Annotated in this window: 25 protein-coding genes; 18 read left to right on the top strand and 7 right to left on the bottom strand. The window is 34.6% G+C overall.

What is annotated here, in order from left to right; genetic code table 11:
- Position 1 precedes the first annotated feature (1 nt).
- Entirely contained in the window at positions 2-403 is a 402-nt protein-coding gene (locus tag M0Q24_RS05015; protein WP_295048039.1) for an Hpt domain-containing protein, read from the bottom strand.
- A 54-nt stretch (positions 404-457) separates the two neighbouring features.
- Here M0Q24_RS05015 and panB point away from each other — a divergent pair, with 54 nt between their 5' ends.
- Genes panB through M0Q24_RS05000 form a run of 3 tightly spaced genes read left to right on the top strand, consistent with a single transcriptional unit; the run spans position 458 to position 3363 of the window.
- Positions 458-1249 carry a 3-methyl-2-oxobutanoate hydroxymethyltransferase gene (gene panB, locus M0Q24_RS05010; RefSeq protein WP_295048037.1) on the top strand — a complete coding sequence of 264 codons (792 nt, stop codon included), beginning with the start codon at positions 458-460 and terminating at the stop codon, positions 1247-1249.
- A 27-nt stretch (positions 1250-1276) separates the two neighbouring features.
- The gene (gene ruvB / locus M0Q24_RS05005) at positions 1277-2290 is read left to right on the top strand and encodes a Holliday junction branch migration DNA helicase RuvB (RefSeq protein ID WP_295048035.1); all 1014 of its coding nucleotides are present in this window, start codon (positions 1277-1279) and stop codon (positions 2288-2290) included.
- A complete protein-coding gene (locus tag M0Q24_RS05000) occupies positions 2287-3363 on the top strand; it encodes an AI-2E family transporter (protein ID WP_295048033.1) in 1077 nt (358 codons plus the stop codon). Before ruvB ends, M0Q24_RS05000 begins: the two co-directional genes overlap by 4 nt.
- Here the strand turns inward: M0Q24_RS05000 and M0Q24_RS04995 are convergent.
- From M0Q24_RS04995 to M0Q24_RS04985, 3 genes are read right to left on the bottom strand one after another with little or no spacing between them, the layout of a single operon-like run.
- Positions 3329-4216 (bottom strand): lipid A biosynthesis lauroyl acyltransferase, encoded by an 888-nt coding sequence (locus M0Q24_RS04995; RefSeq protein WP_295048031.1) that lies wholly within the window; start codon positions 4214-4216, stop codon positions 3329-3331. The genes M0Q24_RS05000 and M0Q24_RS04995 overlap by 35 nt on opposite strands.
- Positions 4213-5208: a lipopolysaccharide heptosyltransferase I gene (gene waaC / locus M0Q24_RS04990; RefSeq protein WP_295048029.1), complete on the bottom strand. Its 996-nt coding sequence runs from the start codon at positions 5206-5208 to the stop codon at positions 4213-4215. The genes M0Q24_RS04995 and waaC overlap by 4 nt, the downstream gene beginning before the upstream one ends.
- A 14-nt stretch (positions 5209-5222) precedes the next feature.
- The gene (locus tag M0Q24_RS04985; protein ID WP_295048027.1) at positions 5223-7070 is read right to left on the bottom strand and encodes a PilZ domain-containing protein; all 1848 of its coding nucleotides are present in this window, start codon (positions 7068-7070) and stop codon (positions 5223-5225) included.
- A gap of 155 nt (positions 7071-7225) precedes the next feature.
- Between M0Q24_RS04985 and M0Q24_RS04980 the strand changes: the two genes are divergently transcribed.
- From M0Q24_RS04980 to M0Q24_RS04950, 7 genes are all read left to right on the top strand, one after another.
- Complete coding sequence (locus M0Q24_RS04980) at positions 7226-8131, top strand: PDC sensor domain-containing protein (protein ID WP_295048025.1); 906 nt, start codon at positions 7226-7228, stop codon at positions 8129-8131.
- Positions 8128-8739, top strand: a complete 612-nt coding sequence (gene hisH, locus M0Q24_RS04975) for an imidazole glycerol phosphate synthase subunit HisH (protein ID WP_295048023.1) — start codon at positions 8128-8130, stop codon at positions 8737-8739. The genes M0Q24_RS04980 and hisH overlap by 4 nt, the downstream gene beginning before the upstream one ends.
- Before the next feature lie 219 nt (positions 8740-8958).
- Entirely contained in the window at positions 8959-9669 is a 711-nt protein-coding gene (gene hisA, locus M0Q24_RS04970; RefSeq protein ID WP_295048021.1) for a 1-(5-phosphoribosyl)-5-[(5-phosphoribosylamino)methylideneamino]imidazole-4-carboxamide isomerase, read from the top strand.
- Positions 9670-9742: 73 nt separating this feature from the next.
- A complete protein-coding gene (locus tag M0Q24_RS04965) occupies positions 9743-10117 on the top strand; it encodes a chemotaxis response regulator CheY (protein ID WP_295048019.1) in 375 nt (124 codons plus the stop codon).
- A complete protein-coding gene (locus M0Q24_RS04960; protein ID WP_295048017.1) occupies positions 10117-10944 on the top strand; it encodes a 50S ribosomal protein L11 methyltransferase in 828 nt (275 codons plus the stop codon). Before M0Q24_RS04965 ends, M0Q24_RS04960 begins: the two co-directional genes overlap by 1 nt.
- Positions 10945-10959: 15 nt before the next feature.
- A complete protein-coding gene (gene ftsH, locus M0Q24_RS04955) occupies positions 10960-12942 on the top strand; it encodes an ATP-dependent zinc metalloprotease FtsH (protein WP_295048015.1) in 1983 nt (660 codons plus the stop codon).
- On the top strand, positions 12932-13564 hold the full coding sequence (locus M0Q24_RS04950; protein ID WP_295048013.1) for a phosphatidylserine decarboxylase: 633 nt from the start codon (positions 12932-12934) through the stop codon (positions 13562-13564). Before ftsH ends, M0Q24_RS04950 begins: the two co-directional genes overlap by 11 nt.
- A 10-nt stretch (positions 13565-13574) precedes the next feature.
- On the opposite strand, the gene M0Q24_RS04945 is transcribed toward M0Q24_RS04950, so the two are convergent.
- Positions 13575-15929: a tetratricopeptide repeat protein gene (locus M0Q24_RS04945; protein WP_295048011.1), complete on the bottom strand. Its 2355-nt coding sequence runs from the start codon at positions 15927-15929 to the stop codon at positions 13575-13577.
- Between the two features lie 130 nt (positions 15930-16059).
- On the opposite strand from M0Q24_RS04945, the gene M0Q24_RS04940 reads away from it, so the two are divergent.
- Complete coding sequence (locus M0Q24_RS04940) at positions 16060-17175, top strand: VWA-like domain-containing protein (protein WP_295048009.1); 1116 nt, start codon at positions 16060-16062, stop codon at positions 17173-17175.
- Positions 17176-17472: 297 nt separating this feature from the next.
- On the opposite strand, the gene M0Q24_RS04935 is transcribed toward M0Q24_RS04940, so the two are convergent.
- Complete coding sequence (locus tag M0Q24_RS04935; RefSeq protein ID WP_295048007.1) at positions 17473-18720, bottom strand: diguanylate cyclase; 1248 nt, start codon at positions 18718-18720, stop codon at positions 17473-17475.
- A gap of 506 nt (positions 18721-19226) precedes the next feature.
- Between M0Q24_RS04935 and M0Q24_RS04930 the strand changes: the two genes are divergently transcribed.
- Together M0Q24_RS04930 and M0Q24_RS04925 are read left to right on the top strand one after the other, a co-directional pair.
- A complete protein-coding gene (locus M0Q24_RS04930) occupies positions 19227-19499 on the top strand; it encodes a GIY-YIG nuclease family protein (RefSeq protein WP_295048005.1) in 273 nt (90 codons plus the stop codon).
- Between the two features lie 489 nt (positions 19500-19988).
- Complete coding sequence (locus tag M0Q24_RS04925; protein WP_295048003.1) at positions 19989-21248, top strand: ATP-dependent RecD-like DNA helicase; 1260 nt, start codon at positions 19989-19991, stop codon at positions 21246-21248.
- Between the two features lie 238 nt (positions 21249-21486).
- Here the strand turns inward: M0Q24_RS04925 and M0Q24_RS04920 are convergent, their stop codons facing one another.
- A complete protein-coding gene (locus tag M0Q24_RS04920) occupies positions 21487-22083 on the bottom strand; it encodes a peroxiredoxin (RefSeq protein WP_295048001.1) in 597 nt (198 codons plus the stop codon).
- A gap of 274 nt (positions 22084-22357) precedes the next feature.
- On the opposite strand from M0Q24_RS04920, the gene M0Q24_RS04915 reads away from it, so the two are divergent.
- Genes M0Q24_RS04915 through M0Q24_RS04895 form a run of 5 tightly spaced genes read left to right on the top strand, consistent with a single transcriptional unit; the run spans position 22358 to position 25783 of the window.
- Positions 22358-22669 (top strand): MarR family EPS-associated transcriptional regulator, encoded by a 312-nt coding sequence (locus M0Q24_RS04915; protein WP_295047999.1) that lies wholly within the window; start codon positions 22358-22360, stop codon positions 22667-22669.
- 41 nt (positions 22670-22710) lie between these two features.
- Positions 22711-23985: a nucleotide sugar dehydrogenase gene (locus M0Q24_RS04910; RefSeq protein WP_295047997.1), complete on the top strand. Its 1275-nt coding sequence runs from the start codon at positions 22711-22713 to the stop codon at positions 23983-23985.
- 1 nt (position 23986) lies between these two features.
- Positions 23987-24964, top strand: coding sequence for a Gfo/Idh/MocA family protein (locus M0Q24_RS04905; protein ID WP_295047995.1), 978 nt, complete (start codon positions 23987-23989; stop codon positions 24962-24964).
- Positions 24957-25541: an acyltransferase gene (locus M0Q24_RS04900; protein ID WP_295047993.1), complete on the top strand. Its 585-nt coding sequence runs from the start codon at positions 24957-24959 to the stop codon at positions 25539-25541. Before M0Q24_RS04905 ends, M0Q24_RS04900 begins: the two co-directional genes overlap by 8 nt.
- Positions 25529-25783: a hypothetical protein gene (locus M0Q24_RS04895; protein WP_295047991.1), complete on the top strand. Its 255-nt coding sequence runs from the start codon at positions 25529-25531 to the stop codon at positions 25781-25783. Before M0Q24_RS04900 ends, M0Q24_RS04895 begins: the two co-directional genes overlap by 13 nt.
- Positions 25784-26110 lie beyond the last annotated feature (327 nt).

Raw genomic sequence — 26110 nt, 5'->3', positions numbered from 1 at the left:
TTTATTTTTCTAAAGATGGCAGTTTTAAGAGTTCAAACTTTATGTGAGTTAGCTCACTATCAGCTCTTAAATCCTCTAACCATTGAGCGTACATGTCGCTGATGGAGAGAAGCCAAGTGACAATCTCACTGTTTGCTAACTCCTCAGTCCCTCTTAGCTCTTCAAGAGCATCTTCAACAAAGGCAGAGAGCTTTGACATAGAAGCGATTTTCAAGTAACCTGATGCGGACTTTATGTTGTGAAAGACACGAAAAAGTTCATCTATACTTCTTTTGTACTTGTTAGGTTTTTCAAGATCCATAATCATAACTTCCATGCTCTCAACCATCATAGTATAGTGATCTAGGAACTCATCTACGATCTCAAAATCAAAGTTAGCATCTAAGTCACTTCTTACGCCCATAAAGTAATTCTCCTATTTAGTGCAATTGTATCAGTTTTTGGTTAAAATACTTTTATGAATAAAAAAATGACAATTACTTCCATACAAAAAACAAAAGGTGTGCGTCCTTTGGTGATGATAACGGCTTATGACGCACTTTTTGCTAAGCTTTTTGAGTCAAGCTCAGACATGATTTTAGTAGGAGATAGTCTAAATATGAGCTTTGCAGGAAAGAGCGATACTCTTAGTGCAACGATGGAGCAGATGCTCTACCATACAAACGCAGTTTGTGAGGGTGCAAAGAATAGTTTTGTGGTGTGCGATATGCCATTTGGTAGTTATGACAACAAAGAAGATGCTCTAAAAAACGCTATGAGAGTCTATAAAGAGACACAAGCTGACTGTGTAAAGATAGAAGGTGGAGAGAGTAGAGCTGACATTATTGAGTATCTAACAAGTCATGGCATCGCTGTCTGCGGTCACATTGGGCTTTTACCACAATCTGTAAGAAGTGAGGGTGGTTATAAAGTAAAAGGTAAAAATAGCATCCAAAGAGAGCATTTGCTAAGAGATGCAAAAGCTGTGCAAAAAGCTGGGGCATTTTGTATGGTTATAGAGGGTGTTAAAGCCGAAGTGGCAGCGGAAATTGCTCAAAGTGTAGAGATCCCTGTTATTGGTATTGGTGCAGGGGTTGAAGTTGATGGGCAAGTCTTAGTTTTTTCAGATATGTTAGGTCTTTTTGAAGAGTTTACACCAAAGTTTGTAAAAAAATATATGGACGGTGCAGCTTTAGTTAGATCTGCAGTAAAAAACTATGCTGATGAGGTTTTAGCAGGTGAGTTTCCAAAAGAGGAACACACCTACTAATGACGAAGTTGCTAATGGTAAAATTAAATGGATAGAATAGTAGAGATTGAGACTTTTTCATCTGAGGAAGAGAGTATTGAGACTTCCTTACGCCCTGATGCTTGGAGTGAGTACATAGGTCAGGAACAGATTAAAAAAAATCTAGGTGTTTTTATACAAGCGAGTAAAAAACGTCAAGAAGCTCTTGATCATGTCCTCTTTTATGGACCTCCTGGACTTGGCAAAACTACATTAGCACTCATAGTTGCAAATGAGATGAATGCAAACATTAAAGTAACAGCAGCGCCCATGATAGAAAAGAGTGGAGATCTAGCAGCACTTCTAACAAACCTAGAAGAGGGCGATATTCTTTTTATAGATGAGATCCACAGGCTCTCACCAGCGGTAGAAGAGATCCTTTACTCATCTATGGAAGATTTTCGTATAGATATCATCATAGGAAGTGGACCAGCGGCTCAAACTGTAAAGATAGACTTGCCTCGTTTTACTCTCATAGGAGCGACTACAAGAGCTGGAATGCTCTCAAATCCACTAAGAGATAGGTTTGGTATGAGCTTTAGAATGCAGTTTTATACCCCGATAGAATTAGCTCAAATCATTTCTCAAGCCTCTTTAAAACTAAACAAAGAGATAATCCATAGTGCAGCTGCTGAGATAGCAAAAAGAAGTAGAGGAACCCCTCGTATAGCTCTTCGTCTTTTACGTCGTGTTAGAGATTTTGCAGAGGTGGCTCACGAGGAAGATATAAAACATGAGCGAACACAGTATGCACTAGATGAACTTGGTATAAACTCTTATGGTTTTGACGAGATGGATTTAAGACTTTTAAATCTTTTAGCATCAGCAAATGGAAGAGCTATGGGACTTAGCACAATCGCAGCATCACTAAGTGAGGATGAGGGAACAGTTGAAGATGTACTCGAGCCTTATCTTATAGCAAATGGTTACCTAGAGAGAACGGCAAAAGGCAGAAAAGCCACAAGATCTACATATGAGATCTTAAACATTTCTCTACCACAACAAGATGGGAGTCTGTTTTGAAGCCACAGTACTTTGTAGCTATACTTTTTGCGACATCTCTCTATTGGATGTATCTGCTTTATGCTCCTTTTTTGCTAACCATTACTATAGCTGCACTACTTGCTATCTCAACTTCTAATATTCAAGATTTTTTTTACAGACTCTTTAAAAATCGACTTGTAGCAGCTCTTGCATCTAGCTTTTTACTTGCAACTCTATTTTTTGCTCCTTTGGGTTACTTTTTGGCAACTTTAACTATGAAATTGAAAAATATTGATCCTCAAGTTTACTTAGGACTTGAAGTCTATATAAAAGAGTTTATTGCAAATCCTCCTGCTTATTTTGCATTTTTAGAACCTTATTCTAATGATATTTTAAAGGAGTGGAATGTAAGTTCACTCGCTTCAAAAGTTATATCTATGACAGGAACTATTGGAGCTTTTAGTGCAGGGTTTTTAAAAAATGCATTTTTAACTATCATCTTTTACTTTTTTGCTCAATACAACGGTGCTTATATAGTAGAGTTCTTAAAACGAGTAGTTCAAATGTCAGTTGATGAGACATCTCTTATAGCTAAAGAGATATCTTCCGTTATGAGTGTTGTTTTTTATTCTATCATAACAACTGCCATGTTTGAGGGAGTTTTGTTTGGTGTGGCAGTCTCTTTTATAGGCTACAATGGACTTCTATTTGGCATCATGTATGGATTTGCATCTCTTATACCTGTAGTTGGTGGGATCTTGATGTGGCTTCCATTTATGATTTATGAGTTCTCAATTGGTGAGACATCAAATGCTGTTTTTATAGCGATTTACTCCATCGTAGTTATCTCAATTATCGCAGATACTTTTGTAAAACCACTCATCATAAAAGAGATAAATAACAGAATGTTAAAAGAGGATGACACAAGAATAAATGAGCTTGTAATCTTTTTTGCAATCATAGCAGGGCTTGCAACATTTGGTTTTTGGGGAATGATACTCGGGCCTGCAATTACTGCTTTTTTCTTAACTATTTTAAAACTTTTTGAAGCAAGAACAAAAGAGTGCGAAGATTCATCTAACTCTTATAAATCTCAGGATAATCATTCTTAAATCTTCTATGTAGCCAAAACCAAGGCTGTGGTTCTTTTAAAATTTCTTTGCTTAACCAATCAGCTTGCAACTGAGTTGACACTCTAATATCTTCTTCCTCATTGTCTGTTTTTGGAGTTATTATCTCATCGTAAAATCTTATAGTATAGTGTTCATCATCTGTTGTGTGAATCAATGTTGGAATCAATGCTGCATCAAATTTTCTTGCCAAGTAAGCAGGAGTTCTTACTTGGCTAGTAGCTTTACCTAGAAAATTAACTGTTACAGCTTCTTTTTTGTTGATATTTGTATCAATTAAAAGTGCGATAGCTTTTTTTGAGCGAATAGACTTTAATAATTTTCTTGTTGCACCACTTTTTTCAATAAGTTCCATACGAGATTTTGAACGAGAACTTACTAGATAATTTTCAAAGTACTTATTGTTCATATTTTTGTATACGGCTGTTGTTGGTTCACGCAAGGCACTAATCATCGAACCGCATAATTCCCAATAGCCATAGTGGGCAGTTACAAAAATAATTGGTCTATTTTGTTCTCTTGCTCTTGTTAGAATTTCATCATTAACAAAACTTACTTTTTTTGACAACTCTTGTATTGAGTAATACCTTATTTCCATAGTGTGAAGAACATTTAAAAGAAGCTGTCTAAATGAAGCTTTTGCAATATCTTGTATAAACTCTTGGCTAATATCGTCTCCATAAATAAACTTTAGATTATCTCTTATAACTTTGTTATACTTTTTTGAGAGTTTATAGGCAATAAATCCAAGTGATATAAAAAAAGAGCGTCTAAGTTTTTTTGGAAGAAGCATCAAAAATTTCTCTAAAACCAAAAATAAATAAAATCCTATCATATCAATAACTCCCTAGCTTTTTTTGCAATACTCTTTACTTCAATCTCTCCAATAGAAAAGTCATTTTTATCTATCTTGTAGATATCTACTTTTGAGTCTGATTTTACAAACAGATTTTTAGATGTCTCATACATCATTCTTTTTGTAGTCGGACCAAAAAGAGTTACGGATGCAATATTTTGTGCCCATGCGATGTGTGTTGGACCTGTGTCATTTCCAATTAAAAGATCAACACTAGAGACAAATGAGACTAACTCAAGCAAAGATAATTTTGGTGTAAGTATAGCAAATGAAGAGTTTTTACAAATCCATAAAGCATCTTCTCTCTCTTTATCATTTCCCCAAATAATATAGCAGTTTTGTCCTAGTTCATTGCAAAGCTCGGCTACCTTTTCTTTTGGGTATTTTTTAGATTCCCATGAGGCACCTATCACTATGGCTATGTTCTTTTTTTCACTTTTATTTATTGGGTAGTTAGGAACTTCAAAAACTCTCTGTTTTTTGAGTAGCATCAAGTCATTTATCTTAAATCCAAGTCCATCAGAGGCTAAAAAAGTATTTCTTTTTACAATGTTTTCATCATACTCTATGTATGAAGTTGTTTTGTAGAAAAATCTTGAGAGTGATTCTCTTGATGAGTTTTTATCAAAGCCATGTGTTTTTCTACCAACAAGTCTTGAGACAATGGCTGATTTTAGCAGTCCTTGCATATCTATAATGATATCAAACTTACCTAAAGAACGGAGTTTTGAGATAGTCTTAATAAGCTGTGAGAGGCTTTTTGACTTTTTAAGTTCTTTTAGATTTATGGTGTGGACTCTATGTAGTAAAGGATGATTTTGCAGAAGTGGCGCAAAAACCTCTTCAGTTATCCATTCTATTTTTGCATCTGGATACTTTTGATGAATAAATTGTAGAATCACTGCACTATTTACGATGTCCCCAAGAGCGGAGAGCCGCACTATTGCTATACTTTTTATATTTTTTTTCATTGGCGGCATTATAGCTAATTTCGTATGATAGTTTGTTTTTTTAGCTCTACTATAATCTCTTTTTGTCTATCATAGACATACTCCATGAGGATAGATTCATGTGCTTGAGTCTCTTCTAGATCTACAACCATTTTGCAATAATCTTCGCCACATTTAGTAAATGTAACTCTAGCGATTAACTCTAACTTCATATATCCATCTTCAGAACTTCTTATTGGCAGAGTAAATTTCAGTTCAACATCTGTTGAGTATAACTCTTCTATACGCTTGTAAAATCTCGTTTTTATAGCTACTGAGTTCATGGAAATATCCAAAATCTCACCACTTAAAGTACCCTTGTTATTTACTATAGAAATGGGCGTTCTTTGAGAAGGAGTTACTCGACTATATTTTCTAGCATTAGCACTTCCATTAACAAATCTAAAGTTTTTCAAAAGTGCTACTCTCTTTTTTAAGTCGATAAGTTTTACATCAGCTTCAATATCTTTTGTAAAGTTAGGAGATTGAATAACTGTGCCTTTTTCAAAGTTCATAACAGTACCTTGAAGTTGCTCAAAACTTACATATATCTCTTCTTGAGTTTTTTTGACAATCGTAGAAAAAGTGTTTATGCATAAGCCTTTGTAGATATTTAAAAGTTTTATCGGCGTTTTGTTGGTAAAAGTAGCTTGTAAAAGTAGGTCTATGGCTTTTTCATCATTAAGTTCATTGTCTATATTTATGACTCTATATATCTTTTGAGTCTCTCTATCTTTGTTTGAGATATCTTCTTTTGCAATATCTGAAATAATTTTTAGTGCGTCGTTTAACTCAAAATCATTTATATCAAAAGCATGTAAGCCGATAATGGGTTTTATATCCTCTTTAGATGTATATGAGATTATATGTTTTTGTATAGAGTGAGCTTTTTGTTTAGTAGCTTCAAAGTCAAGATCTTCAAAAAGTGCTATATAGAGTTTATTGTCATATTGAGCAAGAAGAGTGTGCGCGTCTATTTCTAGCTCAACTTGTAGAAGTAGATCGCCAATTGCCATCTCTATCTCATACTCACTCCAAAATTGGCGTAAACTATCCATATTTTCAATGCTTATGGTTATGATAGAGCAGATATTTTTAGAAATATTTTTCTCAAGAAGTTTTTCTTTTAAGACCTCTATAAAGTAGATACGATTTTTTATAAAATCAATACTTGTTTGTTTAGTTTGCTTGTTTTGCAAGATCTCTTGGACAAATATGTATCTATCTGAACTATGTTTTGAACCAATGCTTTTGATATTGTATTTTTTTGAAATCTTTTCAAATATTATAGTTTCTTCTTTTGTGATGTTACTTTCTAAAAAAGATTTTAAATCGATTTTTGAGCAAAGATTTAACTCTAGCATATAGAGATCTTTACAGCTAAAATCATCAAGTAACTTCTGGCTTGCAAAAGTTAAGCTGCTTTGGTTAAATGTCATAAAAGAGATATTGTTTGAGAATACGCTTGCAAACTCTTTGTTTTGAGCAGTTGTTTTTTTTAAAAGAATGTCAGCTTTTATGTTAGATATTAGCTTGGAAGTTTCATGTTTTGAAGTAAAAATATTTTTTACATTTAAAAGAGATGCTAGTTGAAATAGCATTAAGTTGTGAGAATCATCTATAAAAAAGTATATTAAAGAGTCTGTTTTGTTGCTAAGAAGTTTTCTTATGTGAAGAACTAAGGCTTTTTCTATAGTTTGTATCTCAACAAAATATACATCAGCAAGTTTAACTTCATTTGCTTTACTTATATCTAGTGCTTCACAAAATTCAAACGATTTAGCAACATCAGACATCTGTTTCGAGGAAGCAGTTTCATAGTAAAGATGAAGCAATATACGCACCCTTATGATTTTTTATCAGATTATAGCATATGTTTTTGGCTAAAAAACAAGCCTTAATCAAAATGACCCGATCTGATAAAATCCGTAAATATGAGTAAAATGTTATGTAGCCTTTGGTATAATTGCAAAAATTTAAATAAAAGGCGTGTCAATAGATGGTTGCATCAGATATTCAAGACTTTGCAGAGGGACGTACTAAGGTTAGAGCTTATCTTTGTTACCTCTTTTCTAGAAACATTCCAAACAAACTTCCTTCTCTCACACAAGAGATGATAATTCCTCGCCTACTAAAGATAAAAGCAGATTTGCAAAACTGTGAAGGAATCTATCTTTTAGACTATAAAGGTGTTCAAATATCTCCAACTTTTACACCTTTAAAAGAAGTTGATAGTGACATAGGAAAAATCAGAGCCGACAGAGCGTACTACTATCGTGCAGTAAGAGAAGAGAGATGTACTATAACAGATCCATATCCATCTCTTATAACCCAAGATCTAACAGTTACAGCATCGCAGCCTATATATAATGAAAAAGGTGAACTTGTTTATGTTGCTTGTATAGATATGCCACTAGAAGAAGTTTTAAAGATAGCTCAGTTAAACACTTCAGATGCTTTTTTTACAAGACTTTTTAAGTACTCATACGCGATGTTTTCTTTTGCTCTTATAGCCGTTGCAATCCTTCTTTTTTCTCATGGAGTTAAGAGCTTTTTTACAAATGAGATAACGCTCTCACATCTAGTTATAGATGATCTATTTAAAGCTACTATCTTGCTCACTCTATCTTTAGCTATATTTGACCTTGCTAAGACTCTTATAGAAGAGGAGATTATGGGGCGCAATAAAGAACAAGATATTTCAAAGCCACATAAAACCATGGTTAAATTTCTAGGTTCCATTATTATCGCACTATCTATTGAGGCTTTGATGTTAGTATTTAAGTTTGCTATTACAGATCCTCAAATGCTTATGTATGCGATGTTTATCATAGGTGGAGTTGCACTTTTGATCATAAGTTTAGCAATCTATATAAAATTTACAAAATCAACGAGTGAAATATGATAGGAATTGTTGATTACAATATGGGAAATCTAGCAAGTGTTCAAAATGCTTTTTCAATGCTTGGAGAAAAAACAGTAATAGTTTCAGATCCACAAAGATTTAAGGAGTATGATAAATTAATACTTCCTGGTGTTGGTGCATTTGGAGATGCGATGGAACACCTAAATCAAAGAGGTATGGTTGATGCTTTAAAAGAGTATGCGACAAGTGGAAACTATATGTTTGGCATTTGTTTAGGCATGCAACTGCTCTTTGAGAGTAGTCAAGAATTTGGAGATAGCAGAGGTTTAGGACTAATAAAAGGAAGTGTGAAAGCTTTTGATAAAACAAAATTTCAACAGAAGTTAAAAGTTCCTCATATGGGATGGAATAGAGTCTTTACAAAAGAGCATCAACTATTTCATGGTTTAGACACAAATCACTACTTATACTTTGTTCACTCTTACCATGTTGAGTGTGCAAATATAGAAGATATTATAGGAACTACAAACTATGGTTATGATTTTACATCAGCCGTAGCGCATGAAAATATACTAGGAATACAACCACACCCAGAAAAAAGCCATAAAAATGGACTTAAGATTTTGGAAAATTTTATTAAACTGTAGTTGCTTCTGGTATGCATTCCCGCGCAGAACGTGGGAACTGAAAAAAGCAGAGCATGAGAAAAAGAAGCTTGAAAACCAAACCAAGAGGCACAAGTGTCGAGGGCTTCCTGCCGAAGGAAACCAAGTGTTAGCGTTGTAAAACGGACTTGTTCGTTTTGCGTGATAAATAAACAGGGAAAAACTCTCCCTTAAATTTATGAAATAAATTAAAGGAAAAAAATGACTCTATATCCAGCGATTGATTTAAAAGATGGAAAAGCTGTAAGGCTTACAAAGGGGCTTATGGATAGTGCTAAGATCTACTCAGACGAGCCTTGGCTTTTGGTTAAGAAGTTTCAAGAGATGGGTGCAAAGTGGGTTCATTTAGTAGATTTAAATGGTGCCTTTGCAGGAGAGCCTAAAAACCTAGAGCAGATCGTAAAGATACGACAAAACTGTAGTGTTAAGCTTGAACTCGGTGGTGGGATTCGCGATGAAGAGACTATCAAAAAGATGCTAGAAATTGGCATAGATAGAATCATTCTCGGCTCAATCGCAGTTAAAGATCCAGAGTTTGTAAAAGAGATGGCTGCAAAGTATCCTATAGCTGTAGGCATAGATGCCATAGACGGATTTGTAGCAGTTGAGGGCTGGGGAGAGGTGAGTTCCATGCGTGCTACTGAACTAGCAAAAGAGTTTGCAAACGCTGGAGTTGAAGCTATAATATGTACAGATGTCGGCAAAGATGGAACACTTAGTGGTGTAAATGTTGAGTTCACACTTGATATTGCAAGAGCTAGCGGTATCAGTACAATAGCTAGTGGCGGTGTAAAAGATATAGGAGATATTGAGGCACTTATTGCAACTAAAGAAGTCGATGGTGTTATTATAGGAAAAGCTTACTATGAGGGCACTATTGATTTACCAAAGCTATTTAAAAGCCTCAATTAATAGTAAAAAAACAAAAATTTAGATATTATTTGATTATAAATTTTGCAAAATATATTATAAAAAAGGATTTCAATTGAAATTACTTGTTGTTGATGATAGTTCTACAATGCGTCGTATTATAAAAAACACTTTAGCGCGTTTGGGATATAAAGATATCTTAGAGGGTGCTGATGGTGTTGAAGGTTGGACTCAAATGGATACCAACCCTGATATCGATATGCTAATAACTGACTGGAATATGCCTGAAATGAATGGCTTGGAGTTGGTTAAAAAAGTTAGAGCTGATGCACGTTTTAAAGATACACCTATTATTATGGTGACAACAGAAGGCGGTAAGGCAGAGGTCATCACTGCTTTAAAAGCTGGTGTAAATAACTACATCGTAAAACCATTTACTCCACAAGTACTAAAAGAAAAACTCGGTGCTGTTATGGGTATCACTCAATAATGCAAGATCACTACTACGAGTTAGTAGTTAAAGTTTCATCACACAAAGAACTCTTTGCAGACTTCTTATCTGACACAATAGATGTTGGTTTTGAAGAATCTGCAGATGGTTTTACTATCAGAAGTGAAGATGAACTTGAAACTATTGCTTGGGGATTGGAGCAGTTTTGTGAGGCTTTACAAAAAGCTTTAGGCGAGGTCATAGATCTAGAATACAAACATAAAAAACTCAAGAACAGTGACTGGGTTGAACTATATCAAAAAAGTATAACTCCTATAGAGATAGATAAATTTTACATACATCCAACATGGGATAAAGAACATCCAAACCTCATAAACATCGCTATTGATCCAGCTCTTGCCTTTGGAACTGGTCATCATCCAACAACTGCATCATCACTAAGAGCAATTTCTAAGTATGTAAAAAAAGGTGATACACTAATAGATGTAGGTTGTGGAAGTGGTATTCTTGCTATTGGAGCAATTAAACTTGGAGCTATAGTAGATGCTTGCGATACTGACATAGTCTCAGTAGATAACTCAAAAGAAAATGCAACACTAAATCAAGTTGAATTTTCACATATTTGGGAAGGCTCATGCTCACTTAGTGAGAAAAAATACAATGTAGTTGTAGCAAATATAGTAGCAGATGTTCTTACCTTTATAGCAAAAGATTTAAAAAATGCTTTAAAAGATGATGGAGTGTTGATTTTGTCAGGAATATTGGATAAGTATGAGAAGAAGGTTTTAGGTTTTTACAAAGATTGCGATATCTTAGAGAGAATAGCAGAGGGTGAGTGGGTAACACTTGTCTTAAAAAGAAAATAAAAAAAGAGATAAATAATGTCAAATAAAAACAACAATAACGATAACAAAAATAACAATTTTTTTAATAACAACCCTTTAATAGCATTTGCTATTTTTTCAGTAGTCATTATTTTGCTTTTTAAAGCCTTAGTTGGCGAGGGCGGAGGACTTGAAGATGCAGGAGCTTCAAATAGAAAGACAAAACAAGTAAGTTATTCTGAGCTTAAGGGTTTAGTCGAATCTAAGTCACTAAAAGAAGTAAATATTGGGCAAACTTACATAAAGGCCGTTGGAACTGATGGTTCTATTTATACGACTAGAATTGTAAAAGGTGATACAAGACTTGTAGAGCTTCTTGATAAACAAGGTGTTGAATATACTGGCTTTAGTGAGACAAACTGGTTTACTGAGATGTTTGGTTGGTTATTTCCTTTTCTTATTATCATAGCTATTTGGATGTTTTTTGCAGGGAGAATGCAAAAAAGTATGGGTGGTGGACTTTTAGGGATGGGCAATTCTAAAAAGATGGTAAACTCTGAAAAACCAAATACAAAGTTTGATGATGTAGCAGGTGTAGAAGAGGCAAAAGAAGAGGTTCAAGAGATTGTTGACTTCTTAAAATATCCAGCTCGTTATGTAGAGATTGGTGCAAAAATTCCAAAAGGTGTACTTTTAGTAGGATCACCTGGAACTGGTAAAACACTTTTGGCTAAAGCTGTTGCAGGCGAAGCAGATGTTCCTTTTTTCTCAGTGAGTGGATCTAGTTTTATAGAGATGTTCGTTGGAGTTGGTGCAGCTCGTGTTCGAGACTTGTTTGAACAAGCTAAAAAAGATGCTCCTAGTATCATCTTTATAGATGAAATCGATGCTATTGGTAAGAGTCGTGCAGCTGGTGGAATGATGGGTGGAAATGATGAAAGAGAACAGACTCTAAATCAGCTCCTAGCTGAGATGGATGGTTTTGGAACAGATACACCGATAATTATTTTAGCAGCTACAAATAGACCTGAAGTTCTAGATCAAGCACTACTTCGTCCAGGTCGTTTTGACAGACAAGTTTTAGTAGATAAGCCCGACTTTGAAGGTCGTGTAAAGATCCTAAAAGTGCATATGAGAAATGTAAAAATGGATGAAGATGTTGAGGTAGAAGAGGTTGCTCGCCTAACCGCAGGACTCGCAGGTGCAGATCTTGCAAATATTGTAAACGAAGGCGCACTTTTAGCGGGAAGAAAGAGTCAAAAAACTGTTAAGCAAAAAGATCTTTATGAGGCAGTCGAGAGAGCAATAGCAGGACTTGCTAAAAAATCTCGTAGAATCAACCCTAAAGAGAAAAAAATAGTAGCTTATCATGAGAGTGGTCATGCACTTCTAGCTGAGACAACTAAGGGTGCAAAAAAAGTATCTAAAGTATCTATAGTTCCTCGTGGACTTGCAGCACTAGGATACACTCTAAACAAACCAGAAGAGAACAAATATATGATGCAGCGCCATGAGATGTGGGCTGAAGTCGATGTTCTTTTAGGTGGTCGCGCAGCTGAAGAGATCTTTTTAGAAGAGATTTCAACTGGTGCTGGAAATGACCTTGAGAGAGCAACTGATATCATAAAATCTATGGTTCAAACATATGGAATGAGTGATGTAGCTGGACTTATGGTACTAGAGAAGAGCAGACAGTCATTTTTGGGTGGTGGACAACAAGCTACTCGTGAATATAGTGATAAGATGGCTGAAAATATGGATGAGTTTATAAAAGTATCACTGACGAAGAGATATGAAGCAGTTAAGGCTAGATTGGAAGAGTATAGAGAAGCTATTGAAGATATGGTAAAACTTCTTTATAAAAAAGAGAATATCACAGGCGAAGATGTAAGAGAGATTATTATCAACTTTGAAAAAGAAAATAACATAGATTCAAAAGTTGAAGTTGCAGTTGATGATATAGAAGAAGAGTTAAAAGAGGATGCTAAAATGTCTAAAAATAACATCAATAAAAACAATGAGAACAGCGATGAACAATAATCTCTTACCAATTGCAAAAGAGGGTTTTAATCGCATAGGTTTTACTTTTTTAGCATTTGTTTTTTTTACTATCTTTGATTTTGATTTTTTTGAGTTTCTCTCTTTTGTTATGGTGCTTTTTTTGTTACTTGTATATAGAAATCCTGAGAGAATGTCTCCAATCCTTGAAGTAAAGAGTGTAGTCTCTCCAGTGGATGGAACTGTTATAGCTATAGAAGAGCTTGATGATAGTGAGTATGCTTATAAGGTTGAGATAAATAGTAGTTATTTTGATGTCTCTCTACTTCGCATACCGCTAAGTGCTATTGTAAAGTCTCTAGATATAAAGCGTGGAGCAAGGCTCTCAAAAGATTCTCCACTATCAAAAGATCTAAATGAGAGAGTTGAGATAGTTTTTGAGGATAGTTTTAAAAACACTATCAAAGTAAAACATATGTTAAAACAGAGTTTTGATACTATAAAAGTAGATTTAAATACAAAACAAAACACTCTTCAAGGAGCTAGATATGGTTTGATGATAAATGGCATCACAACTATATATCTGCCTCATAATTTTAGAGTAAATCTTAGCATCGGACAAGAAGTTGATGCATCTCAATCATTGGTAGGATACTTTTCATAAAAAGCATGAGTTATAAAGAGCTAACTCTCTTTTTTAGCTCTTGTTCTTTTTGAAATAAAAGCTTATCTAAGTCAATATCAAAGTTAAAATACTCAGACGAAAAACCATTGTCGCCTATCCTTGAGAATTGTATAGCTGCACCTTGGTTATTTTGTACTTCAAGATACAAGAGTCCAAGGGCGTAGCGACTCTCTGTAAAACTCCCATCTTTCATCTTAGATAACTCTAAAAGTGCTATGGCATTGGCATGGTGATCTGCAGCAGTAGATGCAACAGCCCCTAAAAACAGAGTATTTGCATCTCTTACTTTTAAATCATCTATAAGATGATTATATAGAGTATAAGACTCTTCATAAGCACCATCATAGATGGATGCAAGGGCTAAGGCAGCTACTATCTCATGTGTATCACCTTTAGTTGTTTCTAGGACACGTCTTAGCTGTTTTCTTAGAAAAAATAGCTTACCTGTTATAAGATTTTGTTGAGTGTATAGATATCTTGTTAGATATGGACCATAATAGAGATCGTTAAAGCTGAATTTTTGCACCTTTAGGTAGTTTAAAACTTCATTTGCATAATCTTTTGGTCTTAAATCTATAAAATGTGCACCTATGTATATCATGTGAGGGACTATCTCATTTGGTAAAAGTAGAGTTAGTTTGTGTGATGCTTTTTTCGCAATATCTTTGTTGTTTAACTTGAGCGCTATAATGGTGTCAAGAGCTAGGTATAGAGGTTTGTTTTCATAATCTTTGTCTAACCAATCTGAGATAGATAGGATGTTGTCATCGCTTATAGCTAAAAGTGTGTTGTACAGATCTAGCTCTTCGCTAGGTTCTTCTAACATAATAGATTCTTTTAATATATTTACTAAAGTTATGTTTTCTTTGTTTATTAACTGGCTTGTCATAATAGCATAGATGCCAGAGAGATAGTTTTTTGCATCTAAATGGTAAGAACGTAAAAAATGCTCGTGTGCTTTGTCGATATTTCCCATCTGAGCATAAGTTAGAGCTAAATTATATTGCAAAATAGAGTGTTTTGGTTGAAGTTGCTCTAGCCTTTGAAATTCTTCATTTGCATCTCTTAGTTTAAAATCCATAGCATTTTTGATAGCTTTTACGATTCCTTGATTTACATTTGATGAAGATGCACTTCTTTGTAAGTACTCTTTTGCGCTTGAGATATTGTCTATATAGATATTTGCATTTCCTTTTTGTATGTTGCTGATAGTCTGATCCGCATTGAAGATTTTATATGGAGAGAAGTAGAAGATCTTAAGATAAGTAAATTCTTTTGAATTTTTGAGTTTGTTTCTATATCTGATCTGAGCTTGTAGCGGATCAAAAAGAGATTCTTTTAATGTTACAGAGACTGGATAAGGCTTATATACTTCTTCTGGAAACATATCTGTGATGTTTTTTAACTGTTTTCCTGCTGTGTTAATACGCCCAGCTTTTAAATTTATATAGGCTTGTGCAACAGAGGCTTTAACTGGTTCAATGTTTTTAACAATTGCTTCTTCTAAGTGTTTTAAGGCAAGAGTTAGATCACCAATTCTTGCGTAAAGTAGGGCTATACTAAAGGAGTCCTCAGCATTAAAATCTTCTTCCATAGCTTCGATAGCTTTATCGTTGTTAGAAAATAGAGCGTTTATCTTAGCTCGTAGATGTTTTTGAGTTATAGGATATTCATTGCCAGTTGGATTCTCTAAAGCACTTAGAGCTTCAAGATAGTTGTTTTTATAGTAGTTAATGAGTGCATAGTAGTAAGAGTATTGATCTTTATTTTTCTCTTTAGGGAGATAAGCATAGGCTAGATCTATGTAGTAATCAAAACTCTTTTTATCTTTTAGATGTAAAGAGCAAACTGCAGCATTTATTGCACTTACACATCTTTTTTCATCATTGACTATAGCTTTTTTAAAGGTTTGCAATGCCAAGTCATAAGTCTTGTCCTTTAGTTGAGCTACTCCAAGGTTATAAACTGAGATAGCCTCACTATAGAGTGCAATTTTTTCATATAAAAAGAGAGCTTCATCTTTTGAACCAGTTGAGTATAAATAATTTGCTTTTGCAATCATATTTTCAAGTTTTGTAGGCTCTATGGGTATAGTAGTCTCTTCTTTGAGTTTAGTTTCTATCGGATCAAATGAAAGTCTTTGCTCAATCTTAGATGGCTTTAGCAAAAAAAAGAGAGATATAACTAGGATAAGTATGATTATAAAAATACCAACAGCAAGGATGATGATTTTTTGTTTTTGTGAAGAAGAAGCATCTGGTTCTTCTTCGTGGACATTTAGTGATTCTACTTCAACAGCATCACTCTCTTCAATAATGATAATATCATCAAAATCTTCAGCCATCATCCACCCTGTTTTAATACTTCAATAAGCAAAAATAGTACCATAATATATGTAAACAACTTATAAGGAGTAACCTTTATTAACCTATAATATGCAAGTGATATAATAGCTTTAAAAAATGGATATAAAGATGTCGCAAATTGACAATAAAATCTCTCAAGCAAAGTCAAAACTCTTAGTAGAATATCCTTTTTTTGGAACTCTTGCATCTAAGCTTGAACTATCAAAAAATGATGACATACAAGCTTTTAAAAGTAATGGTAAAACTCTTGAGTACAATGATGAGTTTTTTTCTGAAATAAGTTTGGCTGAGATGGAGTTTGTTTTAGCAAATGCTGCAATGCATGCAACTCTAGCTCATGAGTCTCGTAAAAACTCTAGAAGTGGTTGGTTGTGGCAGTTAGCTACTGACTATGCCATAAATGATATGTTGGTTGAAAATGGGCTTTATCGTCCAGATCTAGCACACTACTCTAAAAAATTTAGTGGACTTTATGCTGAGGAGATCTATGCCCAGCTTAAAGAGGAGTTTTTGCGAGATGAATTGGAGTACGAGGCACAAGATCCTGATGATATAGAAAAAAATGAAGAACAAACAGCTAATGAAAATCAAATAGTAGAAGATGAACTATTTGAAGAGTTTGCAAAAGCCATTTTAGAAAAAGAAGAAAAAGATTCACAACTGCCAACAAGTTTAGAGAGATTTTTTACACTCAAGCTTAACTCAAAAATAGATTGGCGAGATGAGCTTAGAGTGGCACTCGATAGATTTAGCAAAGACGATTATACACAGATGCCACCAAACAAAAAGTTCTTGTATCTTGGGATCTACTTGCCATCAGCAACAAGCGAGAAATTTAAACTCGTAGTTGCCATAGACAGCTCTGGATCTATTAATGAAGAACTTTTAGGAGAGTTTTTAAGTGAGTTGAACTTCTTGATGAATACCATAGCATCTTATGAGATAGATCTCTTAGTTTGTGATGAGAGGATAAGATCTCATACTACTTTTTACGGTGGAGATAGTTTAGATGCAAAGATAGAAGGTGGAGGTGGCACTGACTTTAGACCTGTATTTGAGTTTATAAAAGAGGAACTTCAAGATACGAAATTGCTTTTATATTTTAGTGATCTTGATGGTGTATTTCCAAAAGAAGAGCCACCATATAGTGTAAAGTGGATAACTCCAAAAGAAAAAAGAGTCCCTTTTGGAGAGCTAATAGTTTTGAGAAATGAAATAGTTTAAAAACCCTGATGAGATTGCGGGTCAAGCCCGCAATGACGGAGATAAAAGCCCACAATGACGAAATGTTAAACCCGCAATGACGGAAAGGCTGAGTCCGCAATGACAAGAACCCGTCATCCTGAACTTGATTCAGGATCTAACACCAACGTCATCCTGAACTTGATTCGGGATCTAACATCAACGTCATCCTGAACTTGATTCGGGATCTAACATCAACGTCATCCTGAACTTGATTCGGGATCTAACATCAACGTCATCCTGAACTTGATTCAGGATCTCTTGAGTTTTAAAAAGTTATTAGCCAAAATTTACTTGGTTTCTGCCATTTTGTTTTGCGTTATATAGATTCATATCTGCTTGGTTTATCGTCTCTTCTAATGTCTCAGAATCATCATGATAAGCCACTCCTATAGAGATAGTAAACTTTACCTCATTAGCTGAATCTACAACAAATGCAAAGTCTTCAATCTCTTGTCTGAGTCTTTCTAAGATCTCACTAACACTATACTGGTTTATGTTTTTCAAGACCACACAAAACTCTTCACCGCCAAATCTAGCAACTATATCTCTGTAGCTTGTATTTGTTCTTAAAACCTCTGAAATAGCGACTATAACTTTGTCACCAATATCGTGTCCATAAGTGTCATTTATCTTTTTAAAAAAGTCAATATCTAACATTGCTATGGCAAATCTCTCGCCACTTAATTTTATATCTTCCATATATTCATTCATATTTTCAAAGAAATATCTACGATTATAAAGACCTGTTAAAAAGTCTCTATTTGCATGATTTGTGATGTATTGAATGTTTTCTAATGCCTCTATGGAGTTGTTTATACGACAAGAAAACTCTTCTTTTGAGAAAGGTTTTTTGATGTAATCATTTGCACCTTGCTTTAAAAACAGAGCATTTATTTCTTCATCATTGTTTGAAGATATGGCAACGATGCAAAGTTCAGTTTTGTTATAGTTTTTTCTTATCTCATTTGTAAGTTCTAGTCCGTTCATAACGGGCATATTGTAGTCAGTAATAACCATAGAAATGTTTAGGTGTGAGTTTAACATTCCCAAAGCTTCTTCACCATGAGCCACAGTAATGACCTCATAAAACAGATTTTCAAGCATACTCTTCATCTGACTTCTAAAAACCATAGAATCATCAACTACTAAGATGTTGTGATTTTGATTTTTCTCGAGTCTTTGAAGTGTATTTATGATGTAATTTATGTCATTTACACCACCTTTATTTACATAGTCGATGATGTTTTTAGCAAGTAATTTTTTTCTAAAATCTTTATCTATATTTCCACTAAGGACTATACTGCGAACACCTTTGTTTAGCACATAGTCTACGATCTCGCCATTTGGCGCATCTGGAAGGTTGATATCAAGAAGCGCTATAAAATAGTCGTATTTCTTTAAAAATAATTTCGCTTCTGAAAATTTGTAAGCAACATCTACTTCATACTTTAGTGATGTTTCTACTTTTTTTGCCAAGAGTTTTGCTAGTGTTTTGTTGTCTTCTACAATTAATATTCTTTTCATGGCGCTATTATACATTTTTAGGAAGATTCTTGCAAAGTGTAAAAATAGATTGCGGGTCTAGCCCGCAATGACGGAGATATTGAACCAGAAATGATGGAAATAGTGAGTACGCAATGACGGAAATATTGAGTTCGTAATGACGGAAAGAGTGAACCCACAATGACGGAAAGAATGAGTCAGTAATGACTGAAATGTTGCCATCTTGAACACAATCCAAGATCTGCTATCAACGTCATCCTGAACTTGATTCAGGATCTCTTGAGGTTTTGACAAGTGAAATAGTTTTAAACCCTGATGAGATTGCGGGTCTAGCCCGCAATGACGGAGATATTGAACCAGAAATGATGGAAATAGTGAGTACGCAATGACGGAAATATTGAGTTCGTAATGACTGAAATGTTGCCATCTTGAACACAATCCAAGATCTACTATCAACGTCATCCTGAACTTGATTCAGGATCTCAAAACTTTAAAATTGTTACAATAAAACTATGAGAAAATCTTATGTGTATATCTTAACAAACATAACAAACAAGGTTCTTTATATTGGAGTTACTTCAGATATAGTCAAAAGAGTTTATGAACATAAAGAAAAACATGTAAATAGTTTTAGTTCAAAATATAATCTAAATAAACTAGTCTATTATGAAATTTATGATGATATTCAAACTGCAATTGAGAGAGAAAAACAACTAAAAAACTGGAAACGAGAGTGGAAAGAAGAGTTGATATGCAAAAATAATAGCAGGTATGAAGATTTATATGAAAGTATATTGTGACGAAAACAGCGTTATCTTGAACAAGATTTTAGATCTACTATCAACGTCATCCTGAACTTGATTCAGGATCTCTTGAGGTTTTGACAAGTGAAATAGCTTTAAACCCTGATGAGATTGCGGGTCAAGCCCACAATGACGGAAAGGTTGAACCCGCAATGACGGTAATGTCATCCTTAACACAATCCAAGATCTACTATCAACGTCATCCTGAACTTGATTCAGGATCTCTTGAGGTTTTGACAAGTGAAATAGCTTTAAACCCTGATGAGATTGCGGGTTAAGCCCGCAATGACGGAGATATTGAACCAGAAATGATGGAAATAGTGAGTACGCAATGACGGAAATATTGAGTTCGCAATGACGGAAATATTGAGTTCGTAATGACTGAAATGTTGCCATCTTGAACACAATCCAAGATCTACTATCAACGTCATCCTGAACTTGATTCAGGATCTCTTGAGGTTTTGAAAAGTTTAGTATAATCTTTTTATGAATCAAGTTAAACAGATCACAAAAAAACTATTACAAAAGCAAAATATTTTTTTAACTGGCGGTGCTGGTGTTGGAAAAACTACTATTACAAGGGAAGTTATAAGTCTCTTTGAAGAAGATGCAAAAAAAGTAGCAAAACTCGCTTCTACTGGAATGGCAGCGACTCTAATAGAGGGACAGACACTTCATAGTTTTTTTGATCTTGGGATCTCATCAAGTATTGAAGAGTTAGAGCAAAACGCAAAACTAGAACCAAAGAACAAAACTAAAAAACTCATATCTAGTATGGACCTTATAGTCATAGATGAGATCTCAATGGTTAGCGATGCACTTTTAGAGATGATAAAGCTAAGGCTAGAACAAGCGAACTTCAAAGGTGCTGTTTTAGTTGTTGGAGACTTTTTACAACTTCCTCCCATTGTTCGTGGATCTAGTGAAGTAAGGTTTGCATTTGAGTCGCCTCTTTGGGAGGTATTTGAGTTTTTAAAGTTCGAGTTAACTCATATCTATAGAACTGATGATAAGGATTTTATAAAGCTTTTGGGGTTTATTAGAGAAGGGTTTGTGGATGAGAGTGTTCATAACTCTCTAAATGAATTTATAAAACCGCTCCCACAAGATCTAAGTGAGTTTACTTTCTTGTTTGGTAAAAATCACTCAACATCCATGCACAACAAAAAAGAGCTAGAAAATATAGACTCAGATCTCTTTGTAAAAGAGGCTCAGATCATAAAGCATTCGAAGAGTTTAAGTGATGCACAAGTTAAGAGGTTTATGGAGGATTCTCGCATCGAGAGTGAACTATCATTAAAAATAGGTGCACCTGTTCTCTTTACAAGAAACTCATGGAACTATTTTAACGGTGAAAGAGGTGTAGTAGTTGGCATCGATGCAACTTTTGTTTATGTGCAAAAAAGCGACGCCAAAGTTGTGAAACTAGAAGCTGTAGCTCATACAAAGTATAAGTGGGATGAGAGAATAAAGGGCGGTAAAAAAGAGATGCAAGAGGTTGAAGAACTTAGCATCTATCAGTTTCCCATAAAGCTAGCATTTGCTATAACTATACATAAGTCTCAGGGAATGTCCATAGAAGATCTCATCATCGAGACAAACGAGATCTTTGCTCCCTCACAGTTCTATGTAGCACTCTCAAGAAGTTCAAATCCTAAAAGGTTAAACCTTATAGCTCCATCGTGTCAATGGTATGAGATAGTCTTTGTAAATAGTAAGGCTTTGGGGTTCGTAAAAGAGAAATAATTTATTAAAGAGAGATGAGATTGCGGGTCAAGCCCGCAATGACGGAAAGAATGAGTCAGTAATGACGGAGATGTCGTCATCCTGAACTTGATTCAGGATCTCTTGATGTTTTGAAAAGTGAAATAGTTTTAAACCCTGATGAGATTGCGGGTCAAGCCCGCAATGACGGAAAGAATGAGTCAGTAATGACGGAGATGTCGTCATCCTGAACTTGATTCAGGATCTCTTGAGGTTTTGACTATAACTTATCTTCGTTTTTACCAAGATACTCAGCAACACCCTCAGTTGTTGGCTTCATACCTTCGTCGCCTTTGTTCCAACCAGCTGCACAAACTTCGCCGTGCTCATCAGTGAACTGCATTGCATCTACCATTCTGATCATCTCGTCGATGTTTCTTCCTAGTGGTAAGTCGTTGATAACTGCGTGACGGATTATACCTTTACCATCGATCAAAAATGAACCACGAAGAGCAACTGCTTCACCGAAAAGTACATCGTAGTCTTTAGAGATCTGTTTTGTAAGGTCTGCAACTAGTGGGTATTTAATGCGACCGATACCACCTTCATTTACTGGAGTCTCTCTCCATGCAAAGTGAGAAAACTGGCTATCAACAGATACACCGATAACATTTACACCACGGCTTTTGAAGTCTTCTATGCGGTGAGAAAAAGCGATGATCTCAGATGGACATACAAATGTAAAGTCTAGTGGGTAGAAGAAAAGTACAGTACCTTTTTCGCCAAAGTTTTCTGAAAGTTTGAAGTTCTCATCTATAGTGCCATCTGCTAAAACTGTTGTAGCTGTAAAGTCTGGAGCTGGGTTTGTTACTAACATATAATTATCCTTAAGTTTGTTTTTGATGAGCGAATTTTAGCACATTAAGATTAATGCTGATTAGCTCAAAGTAAGTAGCAAAATAGTTTAAGGATAATTTTTATCTTTTAAGAATTGAAGTTTAGCGAAGTATTCTGGAGCCTCGAACTCGCTCGGCAAGAGGGGCTTTTGAAACCAGATAGTTCCGAATAAATTCGCGGTTCCGTGGATTAAAGTGTGTTCAAAGTTTGAATTCGATATTATCTTGTTTTTAAAATGAATAAAAGGAACTAGATTGCATTGTGAAGAGTTAGAACTTTCTGTTTTGAGAAGTATGGGAAAAGTGACAACCCAAAAGAGTATAGCAAAAGAGCTAGGCTATAGCGTAGGAAAAGTCAACTATGTCATAAAAGCCCTAGCAGACAAAGGTCTTCTTAAAATAGAGAATTTTTACAACAACAAAAACAAACTTCAGTATAAGTATTTACTAACAGAAGAAGGTATCAAAGAGAAGATCTCTTTAACTGAGAAGTTTATAAAGAGAAAGAAAGAAGAGTATGAGATGTTGGTTGAGGATTTAGAAGCTTATAGAGATAAATATGAATAAAAACTCACTTAGAAGAATTAAATATTAAGGATAACACATAGATGAAAGATAAAATATGTATAGTAGGACTTGGATATGTTGGGCTTCCACTGGCTCACGCTTTTTCAAGTAAATATGAGGTAGTTGGTTTTGATATAAGTAAAGCTAGAATAGATGAGCTAAACGCAGGATTTGACAGAACTTTAGAGCTAGATGAAACTCAGATGAGGGAGGCTATACAAGATGGCATGAAGTTTACACTTGATGTTGAAGACATTAAAGAGTGCAATATCTTTATAGTAACTGTTCCTACACCTATAGATTCTACAAATCGACCTGACCTTACTCCTTTGATAAAATCTTCTCAAATGATTGGAAAAGTTCTTAAGAAAAATGATATTGTCATCTATGAATCAACTGTTTATCCAGGTGTTACAGAAGAAGTGTGTGTACCAGAACTTGAAAAGACGAGTGGACTAAAGTTTAACGAAGATTTCTTTTGTGGTTACAGCCCTGAGCGTATAAATCCCGGCGATAAAGAGCATACTGTAACAAAGATTTTAAAAGTAACTGCAGGCTCAACTCCTGAGATAGCTACAAAGGTTGATGAACTTTATGCAAGTATCATAACTGCAGGGACTTTTAAAGCTTCGAGTATTAGAGTTGCAGAAGCATCAAAAGTGATAGAAAATACTCAAAGAGATGTAAATATTGCACTTATGAATGAACTTGCTTTGATATTTAATCATGTTGGTATCGATACAAGCGAAGTGATAGAAGCTGCTGCTACTAAGTGGAACTTTATAAAGTTAAAGCCTGGTTTGGTCGGTGGTCATTGTATCGGGGTTGATCCATATTATCTTACTTTTAAAGCAGAAGAGCTAGGATATAAACCAAACTTAATTTTAGGTGCTAGGCAGATAAACAATGGCATGAGTAAGTTTATAGCAGAAGAGACTATTAAGCAGATGATCAAGGGTGATAAAAAAATAAAAGATGCAAATATTTTAGTTTTGGGTGTTACCTTTAAAGAAGATTGTCCAGATCTTAGAAATACGAAAGTTATAGATATAGTTGATGAGCTAAAAGAGTATGGTGCAAATGTAGATATTTATGATCCTTGGGTAGATCTAGATGAAGAGAAGAAATGGTTTAAACATAAGCTTTTAGACAAAGATCCATTTGAGACCAACAAAAAATATGACTCTATTGTCGTAGCAGTTGCTCATAAACAATTTTTAAAATTAACTCAAGAAGATTATAAAAGTATTTCACAAGGTAATGAAATTTTAATAGATATAAAAGGGATTGTCAAAAATCCTACATGGAGATTATAAAATGCAAAACAAAAAAAACTTCGCACTTATTGGAGCATCAGGGTACATAGCTCCACGACACATGAAAGCTATAAAAGAAACAGGAAATGATCTTATAGCTGCACTTGATCCATACGATGGAATAGGGATTATGGATAGTAACTTTCCACAAGCCTCTTTTTTTACAGAGTTTGAGCGTTTTGATCGTTTTGTAGATAAATGGCATAGAGATGGAAACAAAAAGATAGACTATATGGCGATCGCAACACCAAACTATTTGCATGATGCACATATAAGATTTGCACTAAAAAGTGGAGCTCACGCCATCTGTGAAAAGCCTTTAGTGTTAAACCCTCATAACATTGACCAACTTAAGTTGATAGAGCAAGATACTGGTAAAAAAGTTTATAATATCTTACAACTAAGACTTCATGATTCTATCATCGCTCTTAAAGAAAAAATAGCAAAAGAGCTAGAAGAAAATCCAGATAAGGTTTATGACATAGATCTTACATATCTTACATCAAGAGGTAAATGGTACTTTGTATCGTGGAAAGGCGATGAAGCAAAATCTGGCGGAATTGCTTCAAATATTGGAGTTCATTTCTTTGATATGCTCTCTTGGATATTTGGCCCAATAGAAGAAAATATAGTCCATCTTAAAGAAGCGGATGCAAATGCAGGATTTATGAAATTAAAAAATGCAAATGTTAGATGGTTTTTATCTGTAAACTACAACTATATTCCAGAAAACATAAAAGCCACAGGAAAAACGACATATAGAAGTATCACGGTAGATGGAGAAGAGTTTGAATTTTCAGAAGGTTTTACAGATCTACACACAAGAAGTTATGAGCACATCTTAAATGGTGGTGGTTTTGGACTAGAAGAAGCGAGGAACTCTATAGATATCGTTTCTGTCATACGAAAACTCACACCAATCGGACTTCAAGGTGACTACCATCCATTTGTAAAAAAAGTATTGGCAAAAAATGGCTAAATTTTTTGTACATAAATCATCGTATGTAGATGCAGATATAAGTATTGGAGATGATACTAAGATCTGGCATTTTTCACACATCTTAAGTGGTTCAAACATTGGTTCTAACTGTTCATTTGGACAAAACTGTGTAGTTGGGCCAAATGTTAAGATAGGTTCAGGTGTTAAAGTTCAAAACAACATCTCTATTTACGAGGGCGTAGAGATAGAAGATGATGTTTTTTTAGGACCCTCTATGGTTTTTACAAATATCACTAATCCAAGAGCTTTTATAAGCAGAAAAGAAGAGTTTAAAAAGACACTACTTAAGTATGGATGTTCAATAGGTGCAAATGCGACTATAGTTTGCGGTGTGACTATTGGTAAATATGCGCTTATCGGAAGTGGTGCAGTTGTCAACCGAGATGTTAAAGCTTTTGCCCTCGTGGTAGGAGTTCCTGCTCGGCAAATTGGTTGGGTGAGTCGTGCTGGTAATACTCTAAAATTTGATGAAAAAATGCAAGCAGTAGATAGTTTTGATGGTAGCAAATACGCTATAATTGATGATCAACTAAAGGAGATAAAATGCAACTCATAGTAAATATTAAAGACAATAGTATTGCAGAAAAGATTTTATGGTTTTTAACTTCATTTTCAAATAAAGGTGTAGTAGTAAAACAGGTTGATACAGATGCTACTCAAGAAAATCTATTAACAGATGAGTATATAGAAGAGAACTGGAGGGAACTTCTGATGGGCATTAAAAGTGATCCAGAATATTATAAAAGTGAACAATATAAATTAGATAGAGGTGAGTACCTTATGGAGAAATACAAATAATGAACTATTTAGTAGATCTAAATATAATCTTTGATTATTATAACAATGAAAGAAGAGAGTTGTTTGCAGAGTCAGTGTCAACATTAGATATGTTGTGGAATGAGAATAATACAAATCTTTATATATCATCTTCTTCTTTGGACAAGCTAGAATTTACAAAAGCTCAAGAGCTAAAAAGAGAGTTTGGTTATGCTAGTAAAATAATTTTAAAAAACTTCATCAAAGAAATATTGTCAAAATTTAAAATAGCAAAAACACCATCTTATTTGGACTTAGATTATGAGGATATAGAAGACTCACAAATTATAGCATCTGCAAAAGCTATAG

The sequence above is a fragment of the Sulfurimonas sp. genome (assembly GCF_023228785.1).
Taxonomy (GTDB): domain Bacteria; phylum Campylobacterota; class Campylobacteria; order Campylobacterales; family Sulfurimonadaceae; genus Sulfurimonas.
The sequence above is the reverse complement of the archived record's forward strand: the minus strand, read 5'-3'. Positions and strand labels throughout refer to the sequence as shown.

What these genes read in the sequence shown, in the direction of transcription:
- panB (WP_295048037.1), top strand. Translation starts at nt 458, where the DNA reads ATGAATAAAAAAATGACAATTACTTCCATACAAAAAACAAAAGGTGTG.
- M0Q24_RS04940 (WP_295048009.1), top strand. Translation starts at nt 16,060, where the DNA reads ATGTCGCAAATTGACAATAAAATCTCTCAAGCAAAGTCAAAACTCTTA.
- M0Q24_RS04995 (WP_295048031.1), bottom strand. Translation starts at nt 4,216, where the DNA reads ATGATAGGATTTTATTTATTTTTGGTTTTAGAGAAATTTTTGATGCTT.
- M0Q24_RS04980 (WP_295048025.1), top strand. Translation starts at nt 7,226, where the DNA reads ATGGTTGCATCAGATATTCAAGACTTTGCAGAGGGACGTACTAAGGTT.
- ftsH (WP_295048015.1), top strand. Translation starts at nt 10,960, where the DNA reads ATGTCAAATAAAAACAACAATAACGATAACAAAAATAACAATTTTTTT.
- waaC (WP_295048029.1), bottom strand. Translation starts at nt 5,208, where the DNA reads ATGAAAAAAAATATAAAAAGTATAGCAATAGTGCGGCTCTCCGCTCTT.
- hisA (WP_295048021.1), top strand. Translation starts at nt 8,959, where the DNA reads ATGACTCTATATCCAGCGATTGATTTAAAAGATGGAAAAGCTGTAAGG.
- M0Q24_RS04935 (WP_295048007.1), bottom strand. Translation starts at nt 18,720, where the DNA reads ATGAAAAGAATATTAATTGTAGAAGACAACAAAACACTAGCAAAACTC.
- M0Q24_RS04960 (WP_295048017.1), top strand. Translation starts at nt 10,117, where the DNA reads ATGCAAGATCACTACTACGAGTTAGTAGTTAAAGTTTCATCACACAAA.
- M0Q24_RS05015 (WP_295048039.1), bottom strand. Translation starts at nt 403, where the DNA reads ATGGGCGTAAGAAGTGACTTAGATGCTAACTTTGATTTTGAGATCGTA.
- M0Q24_RS04905 (WP_295047995.1), top strand. Translation starts at nt 23,987, where the DNA reads ATGCAAAACAAAAAAAACTTCGCACTTATTGGAGCATCAGGGTACATA.
- M0Q24_RS04925 (WP_295048003.1), top strand. Translation starts at nt 19,989, where the DNA reads ATGAATCAAGTTAAACAGATCACAAAAAAACTATTACAAAAGCAAAAT.
- M0Q24_RS04945 (WP_295048011.1), bottom strand. Translation starts at nt 15,929, where the DNA reads ATGGCTGAAGATTTTGATGATATTATCATTATTGAAGAGAGTGATGCT.
- hisH (WP_295048023.1), top strand. Translation starts at nt 8,128, where the DNA reads ATGATAGGAATTGTTGATTACAATATGGGAAATCTAGCAAGTGTTCAA.
- ruvB (WP_295048035.1), top strand. Translation starts at nt 1,277, where the DNA reads ATGGATAGAATAGTAGAGATTGAGACTTTTTCATCTGAGGAAGAGAGT.
- M0Q24_RS04895 (WP_295047991.1), top strand. Translation starts at nt 25,529, where the DNA reads ATGCAACTCATAGTAAATATTAAAGACAATAGTATTGCAGAAAAGATT.
- M0Q24_RS04950 (WP_295048013.1), top strand. Translation starts at nt 12,932, where the DNA reads ATGAACAATAATCTCTTACCAATTGCAAAAGAGGGTTTTAATCGCATA.
- M0Q24_RS04910 (WP_295047997.1), top strand. Translation starts at nt 22,711, where the DNA reads ATGAAAGATAAAATATGTATAGTAGGACTTGGATATGTTGGGCTTCCA.
- M0Q24_RS04920 (WP_295048001.1), bottom strand. Translation starts at nt 22,083, where the DNA reads ATGTTAGTAACAAACCCAGCTCCAGACTTTACAGCTACAACAGTTTTA.
- M0Q24_RS04900 (WP_295047993.1), top strand. Translation starts at nt 24,957, where the DNA reads ATGGCTAAATTTTTTGTACATAAATCATCGTATGTAGATGCAGATATA.